General features: G+C 67.2%; 24 protein-coding genes. 16 read left to right on the top strand and 8 right to left on the bottom strand.

The annotated features are described in order from the left end of the window. Positions 1–45 precede the first annotated feature (45 nt). From AC6RIC_RS03715 to AC6RIC_RS03705, 3 genes are read left to right on the top strand one after another with little or no spacing between them, the layout of a single operon-like run. Positions 46–933 (top strand): SUMF1/EgtB/PvdO family nonheme iron enzyme, encoded by an 888-nt coding sequence (locus tag AC6RIC_RS03715; RefSeq protein WP_499735147.1) that lies wholly within the window; start codon positions 46–48, stop codon positions 931–933. Further along, positions 930–1,481: a cytochrome c oxidase subunit 3 family protein gene (locus AC6RIC_RS03710; RefSeq protein ID WP_499735146.1), complete on the top strand. Its 552-nt coding sequence runs from the start codon at positions 930–932 to the stop codon at positions 1,479–1,481. Before AC6RIC_RS03715 ends, AC6RIC_RS03710 begins: the two co-directional genes overlap by 4 nt. A 4-nt stretch (positions 1,482–1,485) precedes the next feature. Continuing rightward, on the top strand, positions 1,486–1,746 hold the full coding sequence (locus AC6RIC_RS03705; protein WP_499735145.1) for a hypothetical protein: 261 nt from the start codon (positions 1,486–1,488) through the stop codon (positions 1,744–1,746). Between the two features lie 109 nt (positions 1,747–1,855). On the opposite strand, the gene hemN is transcribed toward AC6RIC_RS03705, so the two are convergent. Both hemN and AC6RIC_RS03695 read right to left on the bottom strand, forming a co-directional pair. After that, positions 1,856–3,199 (bottom strand): oxygen-independent coproporphyrinogen III oxidase, encoded by a 1,344-nt coding sequence (hemN, locus tag AC6RIC_RS03700; RefSeq protein WP_499735144.1) that lies wholly within the window; start codon positions 3,197–3,199, stop codon positions 1,856–1,858. A gap of 109 nt (positions 3,200–3,308) precedes the next feature. Continuing rightward, positions 3,309–4,550: an ROK family protein gene (locus AC6RIC_RS03695; protein WP_499735143.1), complete on the bottom strand. Its 1,242-nt coding sequence runs from the start codon at positions 4,548–4,550 to the stop codon at positions 3,309–3,311. 165 nt (positions 4,551–4,715) lie between these two features. On the opposite strand from AC6RIC_RS03695, the gene AC6RIC_RS03690 reads away from it, so the two are divergent. The 13 genes from AC6RIC_RS03690 to AC6RIC_RS03630 all read left to right on the top strand — a co-directional run bounded on the left by AC6RIC_RS03690 (position 4,716) and on the right by AC6RIC_RS03630 (position 18,739). Then, the gene (locus AC6RIC_RS03690; RefSeq protein ID WP_499735142.1) at positions 4,716–5,975 is read left to right on the top strand and encodes a sugar ABC transporter substrate-binding protein; all 1,260 of its coding nucleotides are present in this window, start codon (positions 4,716–4,718) and stop codon (positions 5,973–5,975) included. 153 nt (positions 5,976–6,128) lie between these two features. After that, positions 6,129–7,073 carry a carbohydrate ABC transporter permease gene (locus AC6RIC_RS03685; RefSeq protein WP_499735141.1) on the top strand — a complete coding sequence of 315 codons (945 nt, stop codon included), beginning with the start codon at positions 6,129–6,131 and terminating at the stop codon, positions 7,071–7,073. Beyond that, positions 7,073–7,915, top strand: coding sequence for a carbohydrate ABC transporter permease (locus tag AC6RIC_RS03680; RefSeq protein WP_454654816.1), 843 nt, complete (start codon positions 7,073–7,075; stop codon positions 7,913–7,915). Before AC6RIC_RS03685 ends, AC6RIC_RS03680 begins: the two co-directional genes overlap by 1 nt. Positions 7,916–7,920: 5 nt before the next feature. Continuing rightward, positions 7,921–9,435 carry an argininosuccinate lyase gene (locus tag AC6RIC_RS03675; RefSeq protein WP_499735140.1) on the top strand — a complete coding sequence of 505 codons (1,515 nt, stop codon included), beginning with the start codon at positions 7,921–7,923 and terminating at the stop codon, positions 9,433–9,435. Beyond that, positions 9,435–10,511: an ABC transporter ATP-binding protein gene (locus tag AC6RIC_RS03670; protein ID WP_499735139.1), complete on the top strand. Its 1,077-nt coding sequence runs from the start codon at positions 9,435–9,437 to the stop codon at positions 10,509–10,511. The genes AC6RIC_RS03675 and AC6RIC_RS03670 overlap by 1 nt, the downstream gene beginning before the upstream one ends. Beyond that, complete coding sequence (locus tag AC6RIC_RS03665) at positions 10,508–11,455, top strand: carbohydrate kinase family protein (RefSeq protein ID WP_499735138.1); 948 nt, start codon at positions 10,508–10,510, stop codon at positions 11,453–11,455. Before AC6RIC_RS03670 ends, AC6RIC_RS03665 begins: the two co-directional genes overlap by 4 nt. Further along, on the top strand, positions 11,448–12,473 hold the full coding sequence (locus tag AC6RIC_RS03660) for an SIS domain-containing protein (RefSeq protein WP_499735137.1): 1,026 nt from the start codon (positions 11,448–11,450) through the stop codon (positions 12,471–12,473). Before AC6RIC_RS03665 ends, AC6RIC_RS03660 begins: the two co-directional genes overlap by 8 nt. A gap of 117 nt (positions 12,474–12,590) precedes the next feature. After that, positions 12,591–13,580, top strand: coding sequence for a LysR family transcriptional regulator (locus AC6RIC_RS03655; RefSeq protein ID WP_499735136.1), 990 nt, complete (start codon positions 12,591–12,593; stop codon positions 13,578–13,580). Between the two features lie 155 nt (positions 13,581–13,735). Then, entirely contained in the window at positions 13,736–14,767 is a 1,032-nt protein-coding gene (locus AC6RIC_RS03650; protein ID WP_499735135.1) for an ABC transporter ATP-binding protein, read from the top strand. 14 nt (positions 14,768–14,781) lie between these two features. After that, a complete protein-coding gene (locus tag AC6RIC_RS03645) occupies positions 14,782–15,825 on the top strand; it encodes an ABC transporter substrate-binding protein (protein ID WP_499735134.1) in 1,044 nt (347 codons plus the stop codon). Next, a complete protein-coding gene (locus AC6RIC_RS03640) occupies positions 15,822–17,507 on the top strand; it encodes an ABC transporter permease subunit (RefSeq protein WP_499735133.1) in 1,686 nt (561 codons plus the stop codon). Before AC6RIC_RS03645 ends, AC6RIC_RS03640 begins: the two co-directional genes overlap by 4 nt. A 10-nt stretch (positions 17,508–17,517) precedes the next feature. Beyond that, positions 17,518–18,318, top strand: coding sequence for a creatininase family protein (locus AC6RIC_RS03635; protein WP_499735132.1), 801 nt, complete (start codon positions 17,518–17,520; stop codon positions 18,316–18,318). 34 nt (positions 18,319–18,352) lie between these two features. Next, positions 18,353–18,739, top strand: a complete 387-nt coding sequence (locus AC6RIC_RS03630; protein WP_499735131.1) for a RidA family protein — start codon at positions 18,353–18,355, stop codon at positions 18,737–18,739. Positions 18,740–18,919: 180 nt separating this feature from the next. Here the strand turns inward: AC6RIC_RS03630 and AC6RIC_RS03625 are convergent, their stop codons facing one another. The 6 genes from AC6RIC_RS03625 to AC6RIC_RS03600 all read right to left on the bottom strand — a co-directional run bounded on the left by AC6RIC_RS03625 (position 18,920) and on the right by AC6RIC_RS03600 (position 23,734). Next, positions 18,920–19,651, bottom strand: coding sequence for an amino acid ABC transporter ATP-binding protein (locus AC6RIC_RS03625; RefSeq protein ID WP_499735130.1), 732 nt, complete (start codon positions 19,649–19,651; stop codon positions 18,920–18,922). Beyond that, on the bottom strand, positions 19,632–20,285 hold the full coding sequence (locus AC6RIC_RS03620) for an amino acid ABC transporter permease (protein WP_499735129.1): 654 nt from the start codon (positions 20,283–20,285) through the stop codon (positions 19,632–19,634). The genes AC6RIC_RS03625 and AC6RIC_RS03620 overlap by 20 nt, the downstream gene beginning before the upstream one ends. Then, positions 20,285–20,974, bottom strand: a complete 690-nt coding sequence (locus AC6RIC_RS03615) for an amino acid ABC transporter permease (RefSeq protein ID WP_454654795.1) — start codon at positions 20,972–20,974, stop codon at positions 20,285–20,287. The genes AC6RIC_RS03620 and AC6RIC_RS03615 overlap by 1 nt, the downstream gene beginning before the upstream one ends. A 121-nt stretch (positions 20,975–21,095) precedes the next feature. Continuing rightward, positions 21,096–21,899, bottom strand: coding sequence for a transporter substrate-binding domain-containing protein (locus AC6RIC_RS03610; RefSeq protein WP_454654793.1), 804 nt, complete (start codon positions 21,897–21,899; stop codon positions 21,096–21,098). A 76-nt stretch (positions 21,900–21,975) separates the two neighbouring features. Further along, entirely contained in the window at positions 21,976–22,953 is a 978-nt protein-coding gene (locus AC6RIC_RS03605) for a 2-hydroxyacid dehydrogenase (protein ID WP_499735128.1), read from the bottom strand. Positions 22,954–22,972: 19 nt separating this feature from the next. Continuing rightward, positions 22,973–23,734, bottom strand: a complete 762-nt coding sequence (locus AC6RIC_RS03600; protein ID WP_499735127.1) for a GntR family transcriptional regulator — start codon at positions 23,732–23,734, stop codon at positions 22,973–22,975. Positions 23,735–23,947 lie beyond the last annotated feature (213 nt).

The following is a 23,947-nucleotide window of genomic DNA, read 5'->3' as shown; positions in this document are numbered from 1 at the left end:
CGCCATTCGGCGGGGAGGCCCTTCTTCCCGATAGGGATTCCGATCATGGCCACCACGCTGCGCCCGACGCTGCCGGGGCTGACGACCTCGCTCGGCCTCATGCTCCTTGCCGGAGCTGCTGCCCTTCTGCTGGCCGCGCCAGTTCGCCGGCCTGCCCCCGCCTTTCCGCTGCCGCAAACGGCGATCGTGCCGCCCGCGACACTGCTGCACCGGCTCGACGGAGAATACAGCCGCGCCGGCCGCCCGGTCGATGCGCCGCGTGTTACGGTCAGGATCACACAGCCCCTCGAAATCATGCGCTATCAGGTGAGCGCCGCCGATTACGCGCGCTGCATCGCGGCCGGCGCCTGCAAGCGCCTCGACAGCCCGGCACCACGCGGCGACCTGCCCGTGACCGGCGTCAGCCATGCCGATGCCAGCGACTATGCCGCCTGGCTGACGCGGGAAACCGGCACGGTCTGGCGCCTGCCGACGGACCGGGAATGGGCCCATGCCGCCGGCTCGCGCCTCGTCGACGATGCCCGCGGCTTCGATGCCGATGCGAACAATCCGGCCCAGCGCTGGCTTGCCGATTACGAGCGCGAAGCCAACCGCAAAGCCGCGAGCGACCCCGCCCCACGGCCTGTCGGCAGTTTCGGCGCCAATGAACATGGCGTCCACGACATCGCCGGCAATGTCTGGGAGTGGACGCAGACCTGTCTGCGCCGCGTCTCGCAGGACGCTGCCGGCCGCACGACTGGCGAGACCAGCAATTGCGGCATCTATGTCGTCGAGGGCCAGCACCGCGCGCCGATGACCTTCTTCATCCGCAACCCGAAGAGCGGCGGCTGCTCGGTCGGCACCCCGCCCGACAATCTCGGCTTCCGCCTCGTCCGCGAGCGGAGTTGGCGCGACCGCCTGCCGGCCGGTCTGAACCGGCTGCTGCCGGCATGACCGTCGCGGTTGCCAGCGGCAGCCTCGACGGTGCGAAGCCGGTTCCCGAAACCGGCATGGAACTCCTGCTCTGGATCCTCGTCTGGAGCGAGTTCGTCGTCTTCGGCGCCCTGCTCGGCGCCCTCCTGCTGATCGCCTGGCTAGACCCACCGGCACACGTCGCGTTCCACCGCGAACTCGACTTGCCGCTGGCCAGCGTCGCGACGGCGACTTTGCTGACTAGCGGTTTCTTCGCGGCTCTGGCCGCATCAGGACGAGCCCCGCGCCGGAACCTCATCTTCGCGGCGCTAGGTGGCTTTGCCTTCTGCGCGCTGAAGCTCGCCGCCTTCAGCCATGAATTGCCGGTACTGGCCACAAGCGAGAACCGATTGTTCGAGCTTTATCTGCTGATCACCGGCTTCCATCTCGCGCATGTCCTGTTCGTCGCGATCCTGCTCCTCGTCGTCGCCTGGCGCCCGGCGCCGCGACCGGTCGAGACGGTCGCCACGATCTGGCATCTCGTCGATCTCGTCTGGCTGCTGATCCTGCCGGTCATCTATCTGGGCTGAGACGATGCCGGCGCGCGACCTCCCCTTCCCTGCCATCCTGTTCGCCTTGCTTCTCGCCACCGGCGCGAGCCTGCTCGCGGCAACGCAGCTGCCGGCCGGGCCGCGCGGGTTCGCCATCGCGGCGCTTAGCCTGATCAAGGCCGGACTCGTCGTGCTTGGCTTCATGCGCCTGCATCGGGCGAGCCCCGGGCTTACGATCGCGCTGATCGGCTATGCGGCGGCGTTGAGCGCGCTGGCAGGATTGAGGATCGCAATCGCCGGGTGATGCTGATCGCTGCTCGGCGCTGCGTCTTGTCATTCCGGGGCGCGCCATAGGCGCGAACCCGGAATGACAAGGGTGGTTCCGATCAGGAGCGCTTCAGAAAATCCCTACCCTAAACCGCCCGGCTGTACTGCCGCGGCAGCTGATCGAGATGGGCGTCGAAGGCCGAGGCGACCTTGCGCACCAGCAGGCGCGCTTCGTCCGGCAGCGAGACCCGGTGGCCATCGAGGCGCACCACGCCCTCCTGCGAGAGCTGACCGAGCCGCTGGAAGGAGCTTTCGAGGATGCTCGGATCGGCCCGATGCCGCGCGCAGACCGCATCGATATCGACAGTCAGATCACACATCACCCGCTCGATCAGCTCGGCGCGCAGGCGATCCTCGGCGGTGAGGCGATAGCCGCGCGCCGTCGGCAGGGCGCTGTCGGCGATCTGCTCGGCATAGCGGCCGATCACCACCTCGTTCTGGACATAGCCTTGCGGCAACCGCCCGATCGCCGAGGCGCCGAAGCCGATCAAGGCCTCGCAGCGGTCGGTGGTGTAGCCCTGGAAATTGCGATGAAGCCCGCCATGAGCCAGGGCGCGCGCCATCGGATCATCCGGTAGAGCGAAGTGGTCGAGCCCGATGCGAACATAGCCGGCCGCCACGAGCCGCTGCGCCATCGCCTCGGCCTGCTCGTGCCGCGCTTCGCCATCCGGCAGTTCGGCGGTGGCGATGCGGCGCTGGTGCTTCTTGAATTCGGGCACATGCGCGTAGCCGAAGATCGAGAACCGGTCGGGCCGCATCGCCAGGCATTGCTCGACGGTGTCGAGACAGGACTGGAGCGTCTGCCGCGGCAGCCCGTAGATCAGGTCGAAGCTGACCGCTGCGATGCCGGCGCCGCGCAGGCCGGTGACGACCGCCGCGGTCTGCTCGACGCTCTGGATGCGGTTGATCGCCTTCTGCACGGCGGGGTCGAAGCTCTGCACGCCGAGGCTCGCGCGGTTGACCCCGGCCTCGGCAAGCGCGGCGATCATGCCGGGTTCAAGCCGGCGCGGATCGATCTCGACCGCGATCTCGGCGGTCGGATGCAGCAGGAAATGCTGCCGTAGCAACGCGACCAGCGCGACGAAATCCTGGGGGTCGAGGATGGTCGGCGTGCCCCCGCCGAAATGGACATGGCGCACATCGAGCGGAGCGGAAAGCCTTTCGGCGACCAGGGCGATCTCCCCGCGCAAGGCCGCGAGGTAATCGACGATCGGCCCGTTGCGCAGCGCGACCGTGGTGTGGCAGCCGCAATACCAGCACATCGAACGGCAGAACGGCACATGCAGGTAGAGGGAGGCGGTGGTCCCCGCCGTCAGCTCCTTCAGCCAGCCGGCATAGCTCTTCGCATCGACGGCAGCGCTGAAATGCGGGGCGGTCGGATAGCTCGTATAGCGCGGAAGCCGTTCATCTCGGTATGGCGCGGCCTGCATCGGTCAGCTCCGGGCTGTTGTCCTGGAGCCCGCTGACTAGCTGGTTTGGCCGGTTGCTTCCTTGATCGAGGGCAAACAGCATCCCCGGTCCGTGAACGCAGGAGCCTCGTCAGCCCGCGGGTGAGGCAACCGCTTCCGGCGCAAGACTGACGCGGTCGAGCTTTGGCGTCATCGTGTCGAGCAAGGGCAGCGCCGCCGCACCGAGCGCCGCCGTCAAGCGCCCGGTCGCGCCGCGCTGGACGCGCGGGATCGTCCGCCCCGGCCGATTCGCCACCGAGATCGGCAGAGGTGACATCGCCGCGATCAGCGCATCGATCACCGTGTCCGGCATCTCGCCGCCGAGGATGACGGTCTCCGGGTCGAACAGGTTCTCCAGCATCGCCACGACCGGCGCCAGCAGCCCGGCTGCTTCCGCGATCCAGCCGGACAAGGCGGGATGGCTCTGCCCATGCAGGCGCGCGACCTCCTCCGGCCCAACCTCGGCGAGCCCGGCCTCGCGCAAGGTCTCCGCCAGCGCATGGAAGGAGGCGTAACGTTCGAGGCAGCCATGCCCGCCGCAGGCGCAGGCGCGCCCGTCGCGCACCACGGGAATATGGCCGATCTCGCCGGCATTGCCGAAGGCCCCGCGATAGGGCTGGCCGGCGACGATGACACCGAGGCCGAGGCCCGCACCAAAGTAGATCTGACAGAAATGACGCAGGTTGCGGCCGAGCCCATGGAGATGCTCGCCGACCGCCGCCGCATTGGCGTCGTTCTCGATCACCACCGGCGTGTTGAGAACGTCCTGCAGAAGCTGCGCCGCATCCTGCCCGGCCCAACCGGGCAGCGGCGAGGTCCCGACCGAGTTCATGCCCTCGATCTCGAAGGGGCCGGGCATCACCACCCCGCAGCCGAGCAGGCGCTCGGGCAGGCCGGCCTCGCGCCTGACCGCTGCCAGCTCTGCCGCAGCCGTCTTCTGCACGCCCGCGACGGTCGTGTCCGCGAGAGGCGCGATGCGCTGCGCCCTGATCCGCCCGGCGAGGTCGACGAGGACGGTGGTGACGTGATCGGCCGCGATTTCCATGCCCGCCGTCATCCCGCCCTCGGGATTGACCGCGAATTCGACCGGCGGCTGGCCCCGCGCCGTCCGGCGCCGGCCGAGCTCGGTCAGGAAGCCCTCTTCGACCAATTCGGCGACGATGTTTGAGACCGCCTGCGCGGTTAGCTTCGTCAGGACCGCGATATCGGACCGGCCGAGCTGCCCGTGCTGGCGTACGGTTTCCAGCACCACCCGTCGGTTATGGCTGCGCGTCCGCTCGGGGTTGGTGCCGACGGCGACGCTGCGGGAGGGAGGGACGGAACGGTTCGGCATAGGCTGTCGCGTTGGATCGGGTCGACAGCCTGCTCCGGCAATTAATCCAACTCAAGTGAATTAATTGATTGACAGTCGCCGGCCGCCAAGACGACGATATCGGCGAGCCTCCCGAATGCCGTCCGCCGGCAGGGACGGAGGACGCTGAAATCAGGGGAGAGGGTCATGCGCGGCTTACGCGGGATGCTGTTGGGTCTGATGGTCTCGGTCGGCGCGGTCGCCGGCGCGAAGGCGCAGACCGTCGAGATCGAGTACTGGCAGTATGTCTTCGACGCGCGCGTCAAGGCGATGACCGAGCTGATCAAGCGCTTCGAGGCCGCCAATCCGAATATCAAGGTCAAGCAGACGACCTTCCCCTATGCCGACTACCAGACCAAGATCGCCGCAGCGATGCCGGCTGGCCAGGGCCCGGATGTCGTGCAGCTCTTCTATGGCTGGCTCGACAATTTCGTCGGCGCCAAGTTCATCCAGCCGCTGCCGCGCGACGCCTTCCCGCCCGCCGCGATCGAGAAGGAATTCTACCCGATCGTCTCGGCGATGAAGCGCGACGGCGAGTATTACGCGCTGCCGACGGCGGTGCGCTCGCTCGCGCTGTTCTACAACAAGAAGCTCTTCCAGGAGGCGGGGCTCGACCCGAACACGCCGCCGAAGACCGTCGAAGAGCTGCTCGACTTCGCCAAGAAGACGACCAAGCGCGACGGCGCCGGCAACATGCTCTCGGCCGGCATCACGCTCGACTTCCCCGGCCAGGACTACCATTGGTGGCGCGAGACGCTGCTGCGCCAGAATGGCGGCGCGCCCTATAGCGACGACAACAAGACCGTGACCTACAATAGCGAGGCCGGCGCCAAGTCGCTGAACTGGTATGCCGATCTCCAGCGCACCCACAAGGTCGGCCAGGTCGGCTTCATGGACGAGGGCCAGGCCGCCTTCCGCGCCGGCCGCGCCGCGATGACGATCGACGGCTCCTTCCGTCTCGGCGCCTTCGGCGGCATCAAGGCCTTCGAATGGGGCGTCGCCGAACTCCCGGCCTCGGCCGACGGCAAGAAGGCGAATTTCGCCAGCTACTGGGTCAACGCCATCACCACCAAGCCGACCGGCCCGAAGCTGGAAGCGGCCAAGAAGTTCCTCGCCTTCGTCACGACGCCCGAGGCGATGCAGCTCTGGCTCGAAACCGTCGGCGAGTTGCCAGCCCGCAAGGAAGCGGCCGAGACCGAGAAGAACCTGAACCACCCGGTCTACGGGCCGTTCCTCAAGGCGCTCAACTACGCGCACGCCACGGTCTTCGTCGACGAGCTGGCCCAGCGCCAAGTCTCGCTCGACATGATCAACCGCGTGCTGCTGCAGAACCAGGATGCCAAGGCCGCGCTCGCCGAGGCCGCCAAGGCCGAGCAGGGCATCCTCGACCGCTTCTACAAGAAGTGAGAGCCCGCGCGTGAACCACGCCGTCATCCCGGCCGCAGCGCAGCGGAGCGCCGGGATCCATCATAGTGCTCCGACGCTCGACGATGGATCCCGGATCGGCGCGGCTTCGCCGCTTGTCCGGGATGACGCGACGGTTCCCGCGCACGCTTCGGAATGGTCACGATGAGCTTGTCTCAGAAAGCCGCCGATTCCGGCGCCCGCCCCTCTTCGGGCCTCGGCATGCGCCAGAAGCAGGTCCTCTGGGCCTGGTCCTTCCTGGCCGTGCCGGTGCTGTTCTATGCGGTGGTGCGCTTCTATCCGACGCTTGAAGCGTTCTGGATCGCGACCACCAACTGGAACCTGCTGACCAAGCCCTCCTTCATCGGGCTCGCCAATTTCAAGCGGCTGATGGCCGATCCCGTCTTCTGGCAGGTCTTCCGCAACACCGCGCTCTACCTGCTGCTGGGCACGCCGATCAGCCTGCTGCTCGCCTTCACCATCGCCTATCACCTCGACCGCGTGCGCTTCCTGCACGGCTTCATCCGGGCGCTGTACTTCCTGCCCTTCCTGACGACCGCGGCGGCGATGGCCTGGGTCTGGCGCTGGTTCTACCAGCCGGTGCCGATCGGCCTGTTCAACAACCTGCTCGCCGGGCTCGGCATCGCCCAGCAGCCCTTCTTGCGCTCGACCACGCAATCGCTGCCGGCCGTGCTGGCACCCGCGATCTGGGCGGGGCTCGGCTTCCAGGTCGTGATCTTCATGGCCGGCCTGCGCGCGATCCCGACGACCTATTACGAGGCCGCCCGCATCGACGGCGTCTCGAACGGAACGATCCTGCGGCGCATCACCCTGCCGCTGCTCAAGCCGACAATCGTCTTCCTCGTCGTCTTCTCCTCGATCGGGTTCCTGCGCATCTTCGATCAGGTCTACAACATGACCAGCCAAACGAGCAGCGACCCCGGCGGGCCCCTCAACGCCACCAAGCCGCTCGTGCTGATGATCTATCAGACGGCCTTCTCCTCCTTCGACATGGGCTATGCCGCGGCCCAGACCGTCGTGCTCTTCCTCGTGCTGCTCGTGGTCTCGCTGCTGCAGCTTCGGCTGCTGAAAGACCGCTGATGAGCGCCGCCGCCTCCCCCTTGGCCCTGCGCATCGAGCCCGGCCGCCTCCTCACCTGGCTCCTGCTTTTCGGCGGCGGCCTGCTGATGGTGACGCCGCTCGCCTTCATGTTCGCGACCTCGCTGAAGGATTCCTCCGAGATCTACGATCTCGCCTTCTTCCCGGCCCATCCGACGCTCCAAAACTATGTCACCGTGCTCTCGGACGGCCGCTTCCTGCGCTGGTTCGCCAATTCCTTCGGCATCGCGGTCGCGGTGACGCTCTCGAACGTCTTCTTCGACAGCCTCGTCGGCTACACCCTCGCGAAGTTCCAGTTCCGGGGCCGCTATCTCGTCTTCATCGCCATCCTCTCGACCTTGATGATCCCGACCGAGATGCTGGTCATCCCCTGGTACGTCATGGCCAAGAACTTCGGCTGGCTCGACAGCTACTGGGGCATCATGTTCCCGGGCATGATGACGGCCTTCGGCACCTTCCTGATGAAGCAGTTCTTCGAGACCGTGCCGAACGACTTCCTCGAAGCCGCCCGCATCGACGGCCTCAACGAATTTGCGATCTTCTGGCGCATCGCCATGCCGCTGGTGACGCCGGCGCTGTCGGCGCTGGCGATCTTCACCTTCCTCAGCAATTGGACCGCCTTCATCTGGCCGCTGATCGTGACGACCTCCAAGGAACTCTACACCTTGCCGGTCGGCCTCACGAGCTTCGCGGTGGAATCGCAGGTCCAGTGGGAGCTGATCATGACGGGCGCGGCGCTTGCCACCCTGCCGACGCTGACCGTCTTCCTGCTGCTCCAGCGCTATATCGTGCGCGGCGTGGTCCTCGCCGGTCTCAAGGGCTGATTGCCATGACGAAAACCGATCCACGGGCGAGCGACACGTCCGTCTTCCCCGATCCCGTCTACAAGGAAATGGTGCTGCGCCCGCTCTTCGACGGCGCGAAGACGCATCACGTCCAGAGCTTCCGCGCCATCGACCGTGCGCATCTCGTCATGCTGGCTGAGACCGGCATCCTGCCACGCGCCACGGCCGGCCGCATCGCCCGCGCGCTCGACGCGATCGATGCCGAGATCGACCCGGCCAAGCTGAGCTATGACGGCACGGTCGAGGATTATTTCTTCCTGATCGAGGCCGAGCTGAAGAAGCGTCTCCCGGCCGACGATGCCGGGCGCCTCCATACCGGTCGCTCGCGCAACGATATCGACCACACCCTGTTCAAGCTCGCCCTCAAGCCGCGGCTCGACCATATGGCCGGCCTGCTGCGCGCCCTGATCACCGCGACGCTCGATCTCGCCGAGCGCGAGAAGGCGACGCTGATCGTCGCCTATACCCATGGCCAGCCGGCCCAGCCGACCACCCTCGGCCATTACCTCTCCGCCGCGATCGAAGTGATGCTGCGTGACCATGAGCGACTGGTGCAGGCGCGCGCCTTGCTCGATCTCTCGCCGATGGGCGCGGCCGCGATCACCACCTCGGGCTTCCCGCTCGATCGCGCCCGCGTCGCGCATCTGCTCGGCTTTTCGGCCCCGCTGCAGAACTCCTATGGCTGCATCGCCGCAATCGACTACCTGACCGCGACCTATAGCGCGGTCGAGCTCGTCTTCCTGCATCTCGGCCGCCTGATCCAGGATTTGCAGGTCTGGACCGCCTTCGAGGTCGGCCAGCTCTACGTGCCCAATGCTTTCGTGCAGATCTCCTCGATCATGCCGCAGAAGCGCAATCCCGTGCCGATCGAGCATCTGCGCCACCTGGCATCGCAGACCGTGGCGCGCGCCCGGATGGTCCGAGACATCGTCCACAACACGCCCTTCACCGACATGAACGATGCCGAGGGCGAAACCAACGAGGCCGGCTACCAGGCCTTCGCCACCGGCGAGCGCGTGCTCGGCCTCCTCGCCGTGCTGCTGCCGGCGCTACAGGTCGACGGGCGGCGCGTCGCCGAGAACATCCGCCGCTCCTGCATCACCATCACCGAGCTTGCCGATACGCTGGTGCGGTCGGAAGGCCTGTCCTTCCGCACCGCCCATGAGATCGCCGCCGATGTCGCGCGCGCCGTGGTCGCGGCCGATGGCGACCTGCCGCGCGACGGCTATGCCCCCTTCCGCAAGGCCTTCCGCGAGCATGCCGGCCGCGAGCCGGCGTTGACCGAAGCCGCCTTCGCCGAGGCCGTCTCGCCCGAACATTTCGTCGCGGTGCGCGAGCGCTTCGGCGGGCCGGGGCCGCAGGCGCTGGCCGCCGCCTTTGCGGGTTATCGCGGCGTGCTGGTGGCTGCCGGCCTCGCTGCGACTGCAACCGCCGCACGCGAGGCTTCCGCGCGCCATGAACTCGACGCCGCCTTCGCGGATCTGATGGGAGCAGCCTGATGGCGGGTATCGAGCTTCAGGGGCTGGTCAAGCGCTACGGCAAGACGCAGGTCGTTCACGGCATCGACCTTGCCATTGAGGACGGCGAATTCGTCGTCTTCGTCGGCCCGTCCGGCTGCGGCAAGTCGACCACCCTGCGCATGATCGCCGGTCTTGAGGAGATCGACGGCGGCACCATCACCATCGGCGAGCGGCCCGTGAACCGGCTGGAGCCGAAGGAGCGGAACATCGCCATGGTGTTCCAGAACTACGCGATCTACCCGCATATGAGCGTCGCCGAGAATATCGGCTTCGGCCTCTATACGGCCAAGCTCGACAAGGCCGAGAAGCGCCGCCGCATCGAGGAGACCGCGCGCATCCTTGGCCTCGAACCGCTGCTGGAGCGCAAGCCCTCGGCATTGTCGGGCGGCCAGCGCCAGCGCGTCGCCATCGGCCGCGCCATGGTGCGCGACCCCTCGGCCTTCCTCTTCGACGAGCCGCTCTCCAATCTCGACGCCCAGTTGCGTGCGCAGATGCGCCTGGAGATCAAGCGCCTGCACCAGCGGCTCGGCCGCACCATCGTCTTCGTCACCCATGATCAGGTCGAGGCGATGACGCTGGCCGACCGGATCGTGGTGATGCGCGACGGCCGAATCCTCCAGGTCGGTGCGCCGATGGAGCTCTACGAGAAACCGGCCGATGTCTTCACCGCCCGCTTCATCGGCTCGCCGACGATGAACATCCTGCCGGCCAGGACGACCACCGCCGATGGCAAGCCGAAGCTGGAGTTGGCCGGCAACGCCATCGCTCTGCCGTCCCGCCCCACGCCGCTCCCCGCCGAGGTGCTGGTCGGCGTCCGCCCGCAGGAACTGCGCGTGCTCGCCTCCGACGAAAGCGCCGATCTCGTGCTCACCGGCAAGGTCGCCGTGGTCGAGCCGCTGGGGTCCGAGACCTTCGTCCATGTCGAGCATGGCGACGGCCTTATCCTCGCCTCTGCCTCGGCCAAGGCGCCGCCGGTCGTTGGCCACGAAGTCCGGCTCGGCGCCGGCATCGATTCCTTGCGCCTGTTCGACGCGGCAACCGAGCGCGCCCTATGAGCGTCGGCCGCGACCTCGTCCTCAGCATCGGCCGGCTCTACTGCGACATCGTCTTCCGCGGGCTCGACGCAATGCCGCGTCTCGGCGAGGAGCGCTTCGCCGATAGCGTGGCGATCGTGCCCGGCGGTGGCGGCTTCATCACGGCCGCCCATCTCGCCGCGCTCGGAACACGCGCGGGCCTGCTCGCCCGCCTCGGCACGGACCCGCTCTCCGGCACGCTGGCGCCCGCGCTGGCGGAAAGCGGCGTCGATCTGCGCTGGCTCGAACGCACGCCCGAGGCCGGCCCGCAGCCGACCGTCGTGATGGTTCAGGACGGCGAGCGCGCCTTCCTGTCGCGACGTGCCGGCAGCGCCCGCCCGGCGACGCTGGACGTAGCCCTCGCAGACCCGGCCGCGCGCCATCTCCACATCGCCGAATTCGCCACGCTCGCCGAGATCCCCGACCTGATCGACCGGGCGAAGCATGCCGGCCTCACCGTCTCGCTCGATCCGAGCTGGGATGATGACTGGATCCGCCGGCCCGACCTGATCGCGCGCGCCGCCGGCGCCGATATCTTCCTGCCCAACGCGGCCGAGGCGCGCGTCATCACCGCTTGCGATGACCTCGACAAGGCCGGCCGCCGCCTTGCCGAGCATTTCCCGATCGTCGTCATCAAGGACGGCGGCAACGGCGCGCGACTGTTCCAGCGCCACGACGCCATCACCCTGCCCGCGCCCGAGGGCGGACCGGTTCTCGACACGACGGGAGCAGGCGACGCCTTCAATGCCGGTTTCCTCGTTGCCTGGCTCGCCGAGGCCTCCCGCGAACAGGCCTTGGCGGAGGGCATCGCCTGCGGCACGCTGTCAGTGCGTTCGGTTGGCGGAGCCGGGATGCGGCTCGACCGTGCCGATGTCGATGCCATGAGCCAGAACCTGCTGCACAGCGATGACCGGATCGATGCCTGAAGCCCTTCTCACCCGCGAGGCGGCCGAGGCGGCCGAGGTCGCTGCGCGCCAGATTTCGACCAATGCCGACGCCATGGCGCAGCTGGGCGAGCAGCTCCGGCGGCGCAAGCCTGCCTTCATCGCGACCTGCGCGCGCGGCTCCTCCGACCACGCCATGACCTATGGCAAATACCTGCTGGAGCGCACGCTCGGCTTGCCCGTCGCCTCGCTCGGCCCCAGCCTCGCCTCGGTCTATGGCGAGGAGCTCGATCTCTCGGGCGCCGTCTTCATCGCAGCCTCGCAGTCCGGCCGCAGCCCGGACGCGCTGCAACTGACCGAGACCGCCAGGCGCGGCGGCGCGCTGACGGTCGGCCTGATCAACGACATGGACTCGCCGCTTGCCGCATTGGTCGATGTCGCCCTGCCACTTGCCGCCGGCCCCGAGACCAGCGTCGCCGCGACCAAGAGCTTCCTCGCCACCGGCATCGCGCTGCTCCATCTCGCCGCCGCCTGGAGTTGCGACCGAGGCCTTGCGGACACGCTGGTGAGATCCCCCGAGTTGCTCCGGCAGGCCGGGCTCTGCGACTGGTCACCCTTCTTCCGGCGCCTCGAGAACGCGACGAGCCTCTATGTCATCGGCCGCGGGCTCGGGCTCGGCATCGCCCAGGAGATGGCGCTGAAGTTCAAGGAAACCTGTCGCATCCATGCCGAGGCCTTCAGTGCCGCCGAGGTGCTGCACGGCCCGCTGGCGCTGGTCGGGCCGGGGTTCCCGGCACTGGTCCTCGACCCCGCAGACGAAGGCAGCGAGAGCACGCTTTCGATCGCCCGCACCTTCGCCGGGCTGGGCGCCGATATCGCCTATGCCGGCTCCGATGTCGTGCCGGGCATCGCCCTGCCCGTACCGGCAGAGAGCCCGGCCGCGCTGATGCCGCTGCTGCAGGCGCGCGCCTTCTACGGCGGCATCGCCGCGCTCGCGGCCGCGCGTGGACTCGATCCCGACCGCCCGCCGCATCTACGCAAGGTCACGCAGACACTCTAAAACGCCGCACCGCTCTCCCGTCCGAAGCAGAGCGCGCCCGGCGTCTGCATGACTTCCGCTGGGCATCCGCCGGCGCTAGGTTTCGTCCGGATCCGCCGCCCGGAAGGAATGCCCCCGATGTACCAGGGCCTTGATCCGAATATCGATGTCCGCCTGCTGCGGGCGACCTATCTCCTGCTGAAGGAGAAGAATGTCTCGCGGGTGGCGGCCCTGCTCGGCCACAGCCAGCCTGCGGTCAGCCTCAGCCTCAAGCGGTCGCGCGCCGTGTTCAGCGACCCGCTCCTCGTCCGCTCCGGCCAGCGCTGGGTCACGACCGAGCGCGGACGTGAGATCCAGGTTCTGCTCGAAGCCGTCCTCGGGCAGCTCACCGAGGCCACGGAATCCGGTCGGGATTTCGATCCCACGACCGCGGAATTGCGGCTGCGCGTCGCCACCATGAACAGCTTCGGCGCCTTCCTGATCCCGGCGGTGGTGGCGAGCATGCGCCGCGAGGCGCCCGGCATCTGCGTCGACTTCTACGCCCCGACCGAACGTACCGATCTCGCCGGCGAGCTCGGCGAGCGGACCGACCTCGTCATCGGCAGCTGGCTCGCCCCGCCCGGCAATCTGCGTTCCAGCACGCTGCTCCATTGCGGCATCGCCTGCGTGATGCGGAAGGACCATCCGCTCGCCGGCCTGTCCCGGATCGATCTCGACGAATACATGAAACACGACCACGTCTCGCCGACACCGATCGCCAATGCGGCGTATAGCCCGATCGACGCGCCGCTGGCGCGACTGGGCCTGCGCCGGCGCGTCGGCGTCACCGTGCCCGAATACGCCCAGATCCCGCAGTTGCTGCGCCGGACCGATCTCGTCTTCAGCACCGCCAAGCCCTATGCCGACTATATCGCCGAGACGGCCGGCTTCGGCGAACTGACGGTCGTGCCCGCGCCGCGCGAGTTCGGTGAGATGCAGCTCTACATGCAGTGGCACGAGCGCGCCCATGCCAGCCGGCCGAACCAGTGGCTGCGCAACCTGATCCGCCAGGAGGCGAAGCGCTTCGACCACGCCCTGAACGACCTCGCTCACGAGCCGCCGCGCCGCGAAGCGATGCCCGCAGGATAAGCCTGGCGATATACCGATCATAATCCGCCATAAGCTTCCTGTTGTGCCGGCTACGCTCCATAGTGCCGCCGATCTGGATATCCAGGCGGCCACGGACGGGGCGGGACCATGCCGAGCCAACTGCTGATCGAAACCGGCCGCGGCGAGGCAGGGCGATGACGGCCGATCCCGGCTATCTCACCCTCGACTCCCTCAGCGCCAGCTATGGCGGCGCGCTCGCAGTCGACCGGCTCTCGCTGGAGATCGGCAAAGGCGAATTGCTCTCCCTCCTCGGCCCCTCCGGCTGCGGCAAATCGACGACGCTGCGCATGATCGCCGGTTTCGTGCCGACGACAGGCGGCCGCGTGCTGCTCGCCGGGCGCGACATTACCCATCGCAAGCCCTACCAGCGCAATATCGGCGTGGTCTTCCAGTCCTATGCGTTGTTCCCGCACCTGACAGTGCTCGACAATATCGGCTTCGGCCTGCGCATGCGGCGCCTGCCGAAGCAGGTCTGGCGCGAACGGGCGCGGGCCGCGATGGAGACGGTGGGGCTCGGTGGCTACGCCGAGCGCTATCCGTCCCAGCTCTCAGGCGGCCAGCAGCAGCGTGTCACGCTCGCCCGTGCCCTCGTGGTCGAGCCTGAGGTGCTGCTGCTCGACGAGCCTCTTTCCAATCTCGACGCCAATCTGCGTGCCGACATGCGCAACGAGATCCGCTCGCTGCAGCAGCGCCTGGGCATCACCACCATCTTCGTCACCCATGACCAGCAGGAGGCGCTGGCCATGTCGGACCGCGTCGCGGTGATGGAAAAGGGCGTCATCCGCGAGCTCGGCACGCCGCGCCAGCTCTGCGACGCGCCGACCTCGGAATTCTCCGCCAGCTTCCTCGGCGCCCGGACGGTGATCGCGGGCAGCACGAAGAACGGCCTGTTCCATGCGCCGGGGCTGACCTGCGAGCTTGCGCCGAACGGCGTCGGGCGCCTCGTCCTGCGCGCTTCGCGCCTGCGCCTCTCGGACAAGCCGCAGGGACCCTTGCGCGTCTCCGGCACGATCGCCTCGGTCGCCTATCTCGGCGAGAGCTTCGAGGTCGATCTCGCCAGCGAGGCCGGCATCATCCGCCTGATCCTGCCTTCCGATATCCCGCCCCCGCCCGTGGGTGCTCCCGGCAGCGTCATCGCGCTGCCCGGCGGCGCCACCTTCATCTGACAGGAGTGCCAGCCGTGACGCCTTCCCGCAGGACCTTCAACAAGCTGGTGCTCGGCGCCGGCCTCACCGCGCCCGTGCATTTCATCACGCCCGTCCGCGCCCAGCCCAAGAAGGGCGACGAACTCGTCGTCGGCATCTGGGGCGGCGCGCAGGAGCGCATCGTGCGCGAGCATGTCGAGAAGCCGCTCGTCGAAAAATATGGCTGCAAGGTCAGCTATGTCCTCGGCAACACGCTGGAGCGCCGCGCCCGCGCCTATGCCGAGCGCGGCCGGCCGAGCTTCGACGTCATCTATCTCAACATCTACGAGAGCCGCGAGGCCCTGCAGGCCAAGGTCACGCAGGCGCCGACCAAGGCCGTGCCGCAATACGAACACCTCTACGAACCCGCCAAGATCGGCGGCTACGGCATCGCCTTCAACCCCTGCACGATCGTCTATGACGGCCGCAAGGCGAAGAAGCCGGTGACCTCCTGGAAGGACATCTGGAACGACGAGTGGAAAGGCCGCGTGAGCTGGCCCGAAGGTCTCGGCACCGAAGGCATCGCCGCGCTGATGATGACGGCGCGCACCTTCGGCGGCACCGAGAAGGATTTCGACATGGTGATCCAGAAGGTGAAGCAGCTGAAGCCCTTCGCCGCGATCCATTCGAGCCAGGTCCAGCTCTACGACATGTTCGACCAGGGCATCTGCGACATCGGCGTGGAGTTCGCCTCCTTCACCCGCAAATACGCCGAGACCAAGAACCCGAACATCGTCATCGCCGACCCCGTCGAGGGCCAGGCCATCTCGATGAATGTCGGCTGCATCACCGAAGGCACCCGCAATCAGGTCCTGGCCGAAGAGTGGATCAACCTCCACCTGTCCGAACCCTGCATGCTCGCCTTCGCCCGCGAGATCTACTACTCGCCGACCGTGCGCAACATCACCATTCCCGCCGATCTCAAGGGCAAGGTGCTGGCCGGCGACGACATCGCCAAGATGGTCGATTTCGACTGGGCCTATATCAACGCCAATCGTGCGGCCTGGCAGCGCAAGATCGACCGCGAGATCGCCGGATGACCGACTGGAAAGGACCGGCGCTCTCCGCGCCGGTCACGCTCTGGTTGCTGCTCGCCTTCGCCGCCCCGCTGGCGGTGGTGATCCTGCTCTCGCTCCAGGCGGGCGGCGACCCGTTCGCATCGCTGATCCAGCCGCTGTCGCTGGCGCAATTCGCCGAGATCGCCGGGGACAGCTTCTATTTCCAGGTCCTCAACGAAACCATCCTGATCGGCCTCGCCACCACGGCGATCTCGGCCGTGCTCGGCTATCCCCTCGCCTATTGGCTGGCGCGGATGCCCGTGCAGTGGCGCGCGCTCGCCTTCGCGGTGATCCTGATCCCGCTCCTGACCAATGTCGTGGTGCGCTCGCTCGGCGTCATGCTGCTGCTCTCGCCGGACGGTCTGATCAACAGCGTGCTCCGGCTCGTCGGCCTGCCCACCGCCAACCGCATGCTCTTCACCCATGGCGCGGTCGTCGTCGGGCTGGCGCAGGTCTTCATGCCCTTCATGGTGATCGCGCTCTACGACACCATGCAGAGCACCTCGCCGCGCGTCCACGAAGCCGCCGAGAGCCTGGGCGCCGGCCCGGCCGTGCGCTTCCTCACCGTCGACCTGCCGCTCTCCCTGCCCGGCCTGCGCTCGGGCACCGTCATCGTCTTCCTGATGTCGGCCACGGCTTATGTCTCGGCGACGCTGCTCGGCGGCAAGAAGGTCATGACCATCGGCATGCTGGTGATGCAGGAAGCGGTCGCCAATCTCAACGCCCCGCTCGCCTCGGCGCTCGCCATTGTCGTGACCCTCGCCGGCCTGATCTTCGCCGGGCTCAGCACCTGGGGACTGAACCGGGCGATGCCCTGGCGCGCCGGCAAGCCGGGCGAGCCACTCTCCCTGCCCGGCTGGTGTGTTGCACTCGCCGAGGCGCTCGGTCCCACCCTGTCGCGCCTGCTGCTGGCCGCGAGCATCGGCCTTTTGCTACTGCCGCTCGGCCTCGTCGTCGTCCAGAGCGTCAACGACGTGCCTCTGGCGACCGCGGCCGGCTTCCGCGGCTTCACCTGGAAATGGTACGAGCAGGTCCTGTTCGGCGGCTCCTATACCGCCTCCTTCCTGGTCTCGCTCCAGCTCGCCGTAGTCTCGGTGCTGGTCGCGCTGGTATTGGCGACACCGGCCGCCTTCGCGCTCGCCCGTTATCCCTTCGCGGGACGCGGGGCACTGCTCGCCTTCTGGCTCCTGCCGCTGTCCCTGCCGCAGATCGTCATCGGCGTCGGCATGCTCAAGCTGCTGCAGGTCTATGTCGCGATCCCGGCCTTCCTCGGCCTCGTCGGTATCCATGTCGTCATCGTCCTGCCCTTCGTCATCGCGCTGCTGACCACCTCTGTGCAGGCGCTCGACCGGGCGCAGGAGGAGGCGGCGGACAGCCTCGGCGCCGGCCCGGTCCGGCGCTTCCTGCTGGTCACGCTGCCGGCGCTGGCGCCCGGCCTGTTCGCGGCCGGCGTCATCGGCTTCCTGATGAGCTTCGGCGAGGTCACCGTGACGAGCTTCCTGACCACGGCGCGCATGACCACGCTGCCGGTCCGGATCTACTCGGAAGCGACCACGCTCGAACCGACCGCCCATGCCATCTCGGCCCTGCTGATCGCCGCGACCGTCGCGACGCTCTGGCTGGTCGGGCGCGTGGTGCGGCTCGACAAACTCTATGCCCGCTGAGGAGAAAACCGTGAAACGCTACTGGTCCGACTATACCAGCGAGGCCTTCTCGCGACTCGACCACGGCAAGCTGATCGCCGTCCTGCCGGTCGGCGCCACCGAGCAGCACGGCCCGCATCTGCCGCTCTCGGTCGATGCGGCCGTTGTCGGCGGCGTCGTCGAGCGCCTCGCCCGCAAGCTGCCGGAGGAAAGCCCCGTGCTGTTCCTGCCGCGCCAGTCGATCGGCAAGAGCAACGAGCATGCGCGCTATCCGGGCACGCTGACCCATTCGGCCGCGACGCTGATCGCGATGTGGTGCGAGATCGGCGCCTGCGTCGCCGCATCGGGCGTGCGCAAGATGGTGCTGCTCAACAGCCATGGCGGCAATATCAGCACGATGGACATCGTCGCGCGCGAATTGCGCGTTCGGCACGACATGCTGGTCTTCAGCGTGAGCTGGTTCGGCCTCGGCATGCCCGAGGGGCTCTACTCCGACCATGAACTGCGCCACGGCATCCATGCCGGCGACATGGAAACTTCCGTCATGCTGGCGCTGGACGCACCCAACGTCGTCATGGACAAGGCGCGGGATTTCCACCCGGCCAACGCGGATTGGCAAGACCGGTTCCGCCATATCGCACTCGGCGGCGGCGCCAAGCCCGGCTGGCAGGCGCAGGATCTCAACGCCGCCGGCGCCTGCGGCGATGCCACCCTCGCGACCGCCGCGAAGGGCGAGGCGACACTGGACTTCGCCGTCGACCGGCTGGTCGAGCTCTTCGCCGAGATCGAGCGCTTTCCGCTCGCCTCGCTCAATACCCGGCCTGCATGGTAACAAGCCGCCCGATATGCCTCCGGATCACCAGCTCATGAAACAGCCGCTCACGCCCGCTTCGCTCGCCCCGCCCTTCGGGCAGTATTCCCATGGCATGAAGGCGGCCGCGCAGGGCGTTCTCGTCACCTCCGGCCAGCTCGGCGTGGCCGCTGATGGCAGCGTTCCCGACGATGCCGGCGAGCAGGCCCGCATCTGCTTCGAGAGCATCGCCGCGATCCTGCGCGAGGGCGGCCTGTCGCTGGCGAATGTCGTGCGCCTCAACGCCTTCGTCACCGACCGTAAGCATATGCCGGCCTATATGAAGGCGCGCGACGAGGCGCTGGCCGATTACCCGGTCAAGCCGGCCTCGACGCTGGTGATCGTCTCCGGGTTCAGCCGGCCGGAATTCGTGGTCGAGGTCGAGGCGACGGCCGTCTACTGAGCCGGCCGCGCTTTCAGAAGCCTTCGACAAAAGCGCGGGTCATCCCGGACGCAGCGAAGCGGAGATCCGGGATCCATGCCTGAACGCTGATTGACAAGGTTCCGGAATGGGTCCCGGGTCAAGCCCGGGACGACCGCGTGGTTCCGAGATAAACCACCACGTTTCCGGGTCTCCGTATGCTCAGTGAGCGCCCGCCTTGACGAAATTGGCGAGTTCCGGCGTCTGCGGATTGGCGAAGAGCTCCTTCGACGGCCCGCTCTCCCAGATCAGCCCCTGGTGCATGAAGACGGTGGTGTCCGCCACGGTGCGCGCGAAATTCATCTCGTGCGTCACCAGCAGCATGGTCATGCCGCCCTTGGCGAGCTTCTCCATCACCAGCAGCACCTCGCCGGTCAGCTCCGGGTCGAGCGCCGATGTGACCTCGTCGAACAGCATCACCTTGGGCTGCATGGCGAGCGAGCGGGCGATGGCGACGCGCTGCTGCTGGCCGCCGGAAAGGTTGTCGGGATAGCTGTCGAACTTGTCGGAGAGGCCGACCTGCGCCAGCACCTCCTTGGCCAGCGCCATGGCCTGCGCCTGCGGCACGTTCTTGGTGATGCGCGGCGAGAGCATGATGTTCTGCCCCACCGTCAGATGCGGGAACAGGTTGTAGCTCTGGAAGACGATGCCGACATCCTTGCGCAATTCGCGCAGCTTCCTCGGGTCCTGGGTCATGTCGTGGCCGGCAACCACGATCTTGCCGGACTGGAAGGTCTCGAGCCCGTTGATACAGCGCAGGAGCGTCGACTTGCCCGAGCCGGAGCGGCCGATGATCGCGACAACCTGGCCCGCATCGACGCTGAGCGAGACGCCTTTCAGCACCTCGAGCCGGCCGTAGCTCTTGTGGATGTCTTCAATGAGAACGGCTGGCATTCATCACCTTTTCGAGATGGCGGCTGAGCCGGGACAGCGGGAAACAGATCGCGAAATAGATCACCGCCACCAGCGAGAAGACCTGGAAGGCCTGGAAGGTCGCGTTGTTGACGAGCTGCCCGGCGCGCGAGAGCTCGACGAAGCCGACGACCGAGACGATCGAGGTGTTCTTCACGAGCTGGACGAGGAAGCCGACCGTCGGCGGCAGCGAGATGCGGATCGCCTGCGGCAGAATGACATAGCGGTAGGTCTGCGCCGGCGAATGCGCGAGCGAGGCCGAGGCCTCCCATTGCTGGTAGGGCACGGATTCGATCGAGCCGCGCCAGATCTCGGCGAGATAGGCCGAGACATAGACCGCGAGCGAGGCCGAGGCAGCGAAGAAAGGCGGCAATTCGATGCCGATGATCGACAGCCCGTAATAGCTCATGAACAGCACCATGAGCACCGGGATCGACTGGATCACCAGGATGTAGCCAGCGGCAAAGTTGCGGACCAGTTTGATCCGCGAGAGGCGCATGATCGCGAAGGCGCCGCCGATCAGGCTGCCGATGGCGAAGGAGATCGCGGTCAGCAGCAGCGTCCAGCCGGCCGCACGGAAGATGAACATGGCCTCTGGCCAACCGAAGGTCTGCATCAGGCGGCCTCCGCCTTGGCGTCGAGGCGGGACAGGCCCGAGACCTGCGGGAAGAGCTTGCGGCCCAGCCAGAGCAGGAAGACCTTCAGCGACAGCGCCATCACCAGATAGACCACGGTGACGATGATATAGGTCTCGAACGAGCGGAAGGTGCGCTGCTCGACGATCGCCGCCGCGCCGGACAGTTCCTGCACCGAGATGAAGGAACAGATGCTGGAGGCCAGCATCATCAGCACGAACTGGCTCGACAAGGCTGGCCAGACGCGGGCGAAGGCGGGCTGCAGCACGACATACTGGAAGACCTGGCGCCGCGTCATCGCCAGCGACACGCCGGCCTCGAACTGCGACTTGTGGATCGATTCCACGCCGGCGCGGATGATCTCGGTCGAGTAGGCCCCGAGATTCAGCGTCATGGTCAGCAGCGCCGCCTCGACGCCGGACATCCGGATGCCGAGCAGCGGCAGGCCGAAGAAGATCATGAAGAGCTGGATCAGGAAGGGCGTGTTGCGCATCAGCTCGACATAGGCGTCGACGACGATGCCGGCCCAGCGCCCGGCCAGGGTCCGCAGCGCCACGAGCAGGACCGCGAGCGTGCAGCCGAGCACGATGGCGCTGGCCGAAAGCACGATCGTCAGCCAGATCCCCTTCAGGATCAGGTCGGATTCGGCGAGGACGGGATCGAACTGCAAGGAGACTTCCTCCTCAGGTCAGGCACGCGCAGGGCCCTGGGCAGCCGCCGGACAGAGCCGGCGGCCGGATTGAGACCGCCGGCACGGAGCGAGGACGCCCGTGCCGGCCGGACGCGTCGGATCAGAACGTGGGGAGCTGCGGCAGCGGCCCACCGACCCACTTCTCGGAGACGGCGTTCAATTCGCCGTTCTGCTTGATGTAGTAGATCACGTTGTTCAGCCACTGCTTCAGCTCGTAGGCGTCCTTGCGGACGGTCATCGAGTTCGGCTGCATGCCGAAGAAGAACTTGACCTCGGTCTCGGTCTCGCCGCGTGCCTTGATGGCGGCGTTGGCCTGGGCGTCGGGGCCGGCGATGGCCTCGACCTGGCCGGAGAAGAGCGCCTGCATCGTGGTCGAATCGTCCTCGAAGCGCAGGATGGTGAGGTTCAGCTCCTTCTCGCGGTTGACGAATTCGCGCTCGACGCTGGAGCCGCGATTGACGCCGACCTTCTTGCCCTTGAGATCGGCCCAATCCTTGATTGCCGTGCCCTTCTTGGCATAGATGCCCATCTGGAAGGCGCTGTAGGGGATCGTGAACATCACTGCCTTGGCGCGTTCCGGGGTCGGCGCCAGCGTCGCGACCAGGAAGTCGACCTTGTTGGCTTCGAGCGCCGGAATGCGCGACGGCGGCGTCAGCTGCACGACCTCGACCGGCAGGCCGATATACTTGCCGACGAGCGCGGCGACGTCGGCATCGTAGCCGATGGCGTTGCCGGTCGAGTCGACCGAGCCATAAGGCGGAGCGCCGATCAGCACGCCGATGCGGACCTTCCCGCGCTTGGTGATGTCGGCCATCGTCTGGGCCGAGGCCTGGCTGGCGGCGAGCACGCCGGCGCCGAGCGCGAGGGCCAGGCCGGCAATCTTGAGATGCTTGAGCAAGTTCACGTGATGTCTCCTCTGCTGCGGCGACGCCGCTTGTCTTGGCCCGGCTTCTGTTGGCCGGTTGCGGAAGAAATCCGGGTCAGGCGCTGGCGCGCACGACGTTGGCGAGCGGCTCGCCTGCGAAGCGACGCCTGATGTTGTCGGCGATGACCCCCTGCCGGCGGCTGATGGTGCCGCTCGTCCACCCGGACATATGCGGCGTCATTAAAACGTTTGAAAGCTCGTGGAAAGGCAGATTTGCAGGCAGCGGCGTGCTGTCCCCAGCCGTGGGGTAGCGATACCAAGTATCGATGATCGCCCCGCCGATCCGGCCGGCCCTCAGGGCATCGAACAGCGCCTGCTCGTCGATGGTCGGGCCGCGCCCGACATTGATCACGACGGCACCCGGTCTCATCGCGGCGAAGGCGGCGGCGCCGACGATCCCCCTGGTCTGGTCGGTGAACGGCACGGAGACGACGACGACATCGACAGAACCGCAGAACTCTTCCAGCGCATCGAGCGTGAAGGCGCGGTCGACCAGCGGCGAAGCCGGCACGATGCTGCGATTGGCGACATGGATCTTCATCTCAAAGGCCTTGGCCCGCGCCGCGATCGCCTTGCCGATATGCCCGAAGCCGAGCAGGCCGATGGTCTGGCCCGCGATCTCGCCATGGACGCGCTCCGGCGCCCCGGCCCAATAGGCCCAATCGCCCTGCCGCAAGCGCCGGTCGGCATCCGCCAGCGGGATGCTGCGCGCCAGCAGGGCCGCCATCACATATTCCGCGATCGCCTGTTCATGGCCGAAGCAGTTGCAGACTGCGGCCGAGGCCGGCAGCGCGCCGAGATCGACCATGTCGTAGCCGGCGCCCGGCACATGGAACAGCTTGAGCCCGGCGGGCTGCGGCAGATTGACATCGAACTTCACGCCGACGATGACCTCGGCCTCGGCATAGGCCCTCTGGTCGCCCCCCGCTTCGAGATGGTCAGGCAGCAGCCGGATATCGGCCTTGTCGCCAACCAGCTCGTCAAAGCCGTGGCTGAAGGAAGCGGCGTTCTCGCCGTGGAAGACAATGCGCATGGTCCGATAATTCCTTCCGTCAGGTCTTCAGCAGCGGCTCGACCGCGCAATCCAGCAGGGATGGATCGATCGCCGCTTCCATCTCGTCGAACATGCCGTCCACGAAACCGATCAGCGCATCCGAGGCCGCGACAGCCTCATCCGCCCGGCGCGCCGCGATGGCGTTCAGCACCGCGATGTGGTGGTCGATCGAGACGGTGAGGCTGACCCGCTGCGGCATCGCGCTGTGATAGATGAAGCCAATGCGCCGAAAGATCGTATGCAGCGGGCGCAGCGTGTGCTGGAGGAAAGGCTCCGCGGCGGCTGCCAGCACCGTCTCGTCGATCCGTCGATCCAGCGTGTTGAACTCCGCCAGGCTCAAGTTGTCGCGGCGCTCGCGCAGCAGGCGCTCGATATGCAAGAACTGGTTGCGATGGGAGGGGCCGGCTCTCTCGGCCGCAAGCCCGATGACGAAACGCTCGAGGTCGCGACGCAGCCGCAGCAGCACACGTTCCCGCGCCAAGTCGATCGGCGCGATCTGGAGGCCATGGCGCGGGCGGACGACGATCAACGTATCCGCAGCCAACCGGTTCACGGCGTGATGAACCGGCGTGCGGCCATAGCCGGTCATGTCCTGCAGATCCTGAAGCGACAGGAAGCGGCCCGGCGGCAGCTCGCAGGTGACCAGCATCGCCTCGATCCGCTCATAGGCGAGCTCGAACAGGTTGACGCGATTGCGCCGCTTGGGCGCACTCGCCTCTTCTGCCTCGGCCTGTCGGGGCTGGACCGCAGCATGCGCCATTCCCGGTTTCCTCCATGAGAGCGCTCTTGATCGGCGCCTGTTGGGAGGAAGCGTAGACATGTTGTGAAATTTCACAAGAGGATGTTTCACCTCCGCGAAGGCGTGCGCCGGCCTGCACGGCTGAGGCTTGCGCGACCGACGCCGCCTATTAGGTGCTTGCCCTGACGGGAAGGCTTGTCCGGAAGGCTCGACTTCGGTCGAACCTGACGGATT

Source organism: Allobosea sp. TBD101, from assembly GCF_059817965.1.
This window is presented reverse-complemented; position numbering and strand designations above follow the sequence as displayed.

Bases quoted from the DNA above. Each gene is read 5' to 3' on its own strand.
- AC6RIC_RS03710 (WP_499735146.1), top strand. From the start codon at position 930: ATGACCGTCGCGGTTGCCAGCGGCAGCCTCGACGGTGCGAAGCCGGTT.
- AC6RIC_RS03670 (WP_499735139.1), top strand. From the start codon at position 9,435: ATGGCGGGTATCGAGCTTCAGGGGCTGGTCAAGCGCTACGGCAAGACG.
- AC6RIC_RS03620 (WP_499735129.1), bottom strand. From the start codon at position 20,285: ATGCAGACCTTCGGTTGGCCAGAGGCCATGTTCATCTTCCGTGCGGCC.
- AC6RIC_RS03665 (WP_499735138.1), top strand. From the start codon at position 10,508: ATGAGCGTCGGCCGCGACCTCGTCCTCAGCATCGGCCGGCTCTACTGC.
- AC6RIC_RS03660 (WP_499735137.1), top strand. From the start codon at position 11,448: ATGCCTGAAGCCCTTCTCACCCGCGAGGCGGCCGAGGCGGCCGAGGTC.
- AC6RIC_RS03625 (WP_499735130.1), bottom strand. From the start codon at position 19,651: ATGCCAGCCGTTCTCATTGAAGACATCCACAAGAGCTACGGCCGGCTC.
- hemN (WP_499735144.1), bottom strand. From the start codon at position 3,199: ATGCAGGCCGCGCCATACCGAGATGAACGGCTTCCGCGCTATACGAGC.
- AC6RIC_RS03705 (WP_499735145.1), top strand. From the start codon at position 1,486: ATGCCGGCGCGCGACCTCCCCTTCCCTGCCATCCTGTTCGCCTTGCTT.
- AC6RIC_RS03655 (WP_499735136.1), top strand. From the start codon at position 12,591: ATGTACCAGGGCCTTGATCCGAATATCGATGTCCGCCTGCTGCGGGCG.
- AC6RIC_RS03680 (WP_454654816.1), top strand. From the start codon at position 7,073: ATGAGCGCCGCCGCCTCCCCCTTGGCCCTGCGCATCGAGCCCGGCCGC.
- AC6RIC_RS03675 (WP_499735140.1), top strand. From the start codon at position 7,921: ATGACGAAAACCGATCCACGGGCGAGCGACACGTCCGTCTTCCCCGAT.
- AC6RIC_RS03605 (WP_499735128.1), bottom strand. From the start codon at position 22,953: ATGCGCATTGTCTTCCACGGCGAGAACGCCGCTTCCTTCAGCCACGGC.
- AC6RIC_RS03715 (WP_499735147.1), top strand. From the start codon at position 46: ATGGCCACCACGCTGCGCCCGACGCTGCCGGGGCTGACGACCTCGCTC.
- AC6RIC_RS03685 (WP_499735141.1), top strand. From the start codon at position 6,129: ATGGTCACGATGAGCTTGTCTCAGAAAGCCGCCGATTCCGGCGCCCGC.
- AC6RIC_RS03630 (WP_499735131.1), top strand. From the start codon at position 18,353: ATGAAACAGCCGCTCACGCCCGCTTCGCTCGCCCCGCCCTTCGGGCAG.
- AC6RIC_RS03695 (WP_499735143.1), bottom strand. From the start codon at position 4,550: ATGCCGAACCGTTCCGTCCCTCCCTCCCGCAGCGTCGCCGTCGGCACC.
- AC6RIC_RS03690 (WP_499735142.1), top strand. From the start codon at position 4,716: ATGCGCGGCTTACGCGGGATGCTGTTGGGTCTGATGGTCTCGGTCGGC.
- AC6RIC_RS03600 (WP_499735127.1), bottom strand. From the start codon at position 23,734: ATGGCGCATGCTGCGGTCCAGCCCCGACAGGCCGAGGCAGAAGAGGCG.
- AC6RIC_RS03640 (WP_499735133.1), top strand. From the start codon at position 15,822: ATGACCGACTGGAAAGGACCGGCGCTCTCCGCGCCGGTCACGCTCTGG.
- AC6RIC_RS03650 (WP_499735135.1), top strand. From the start codon at position 13,736: ATGACGGCCGATCCCGGCTATCTCACCCTCGACTCCCTCAGCGCCAGC.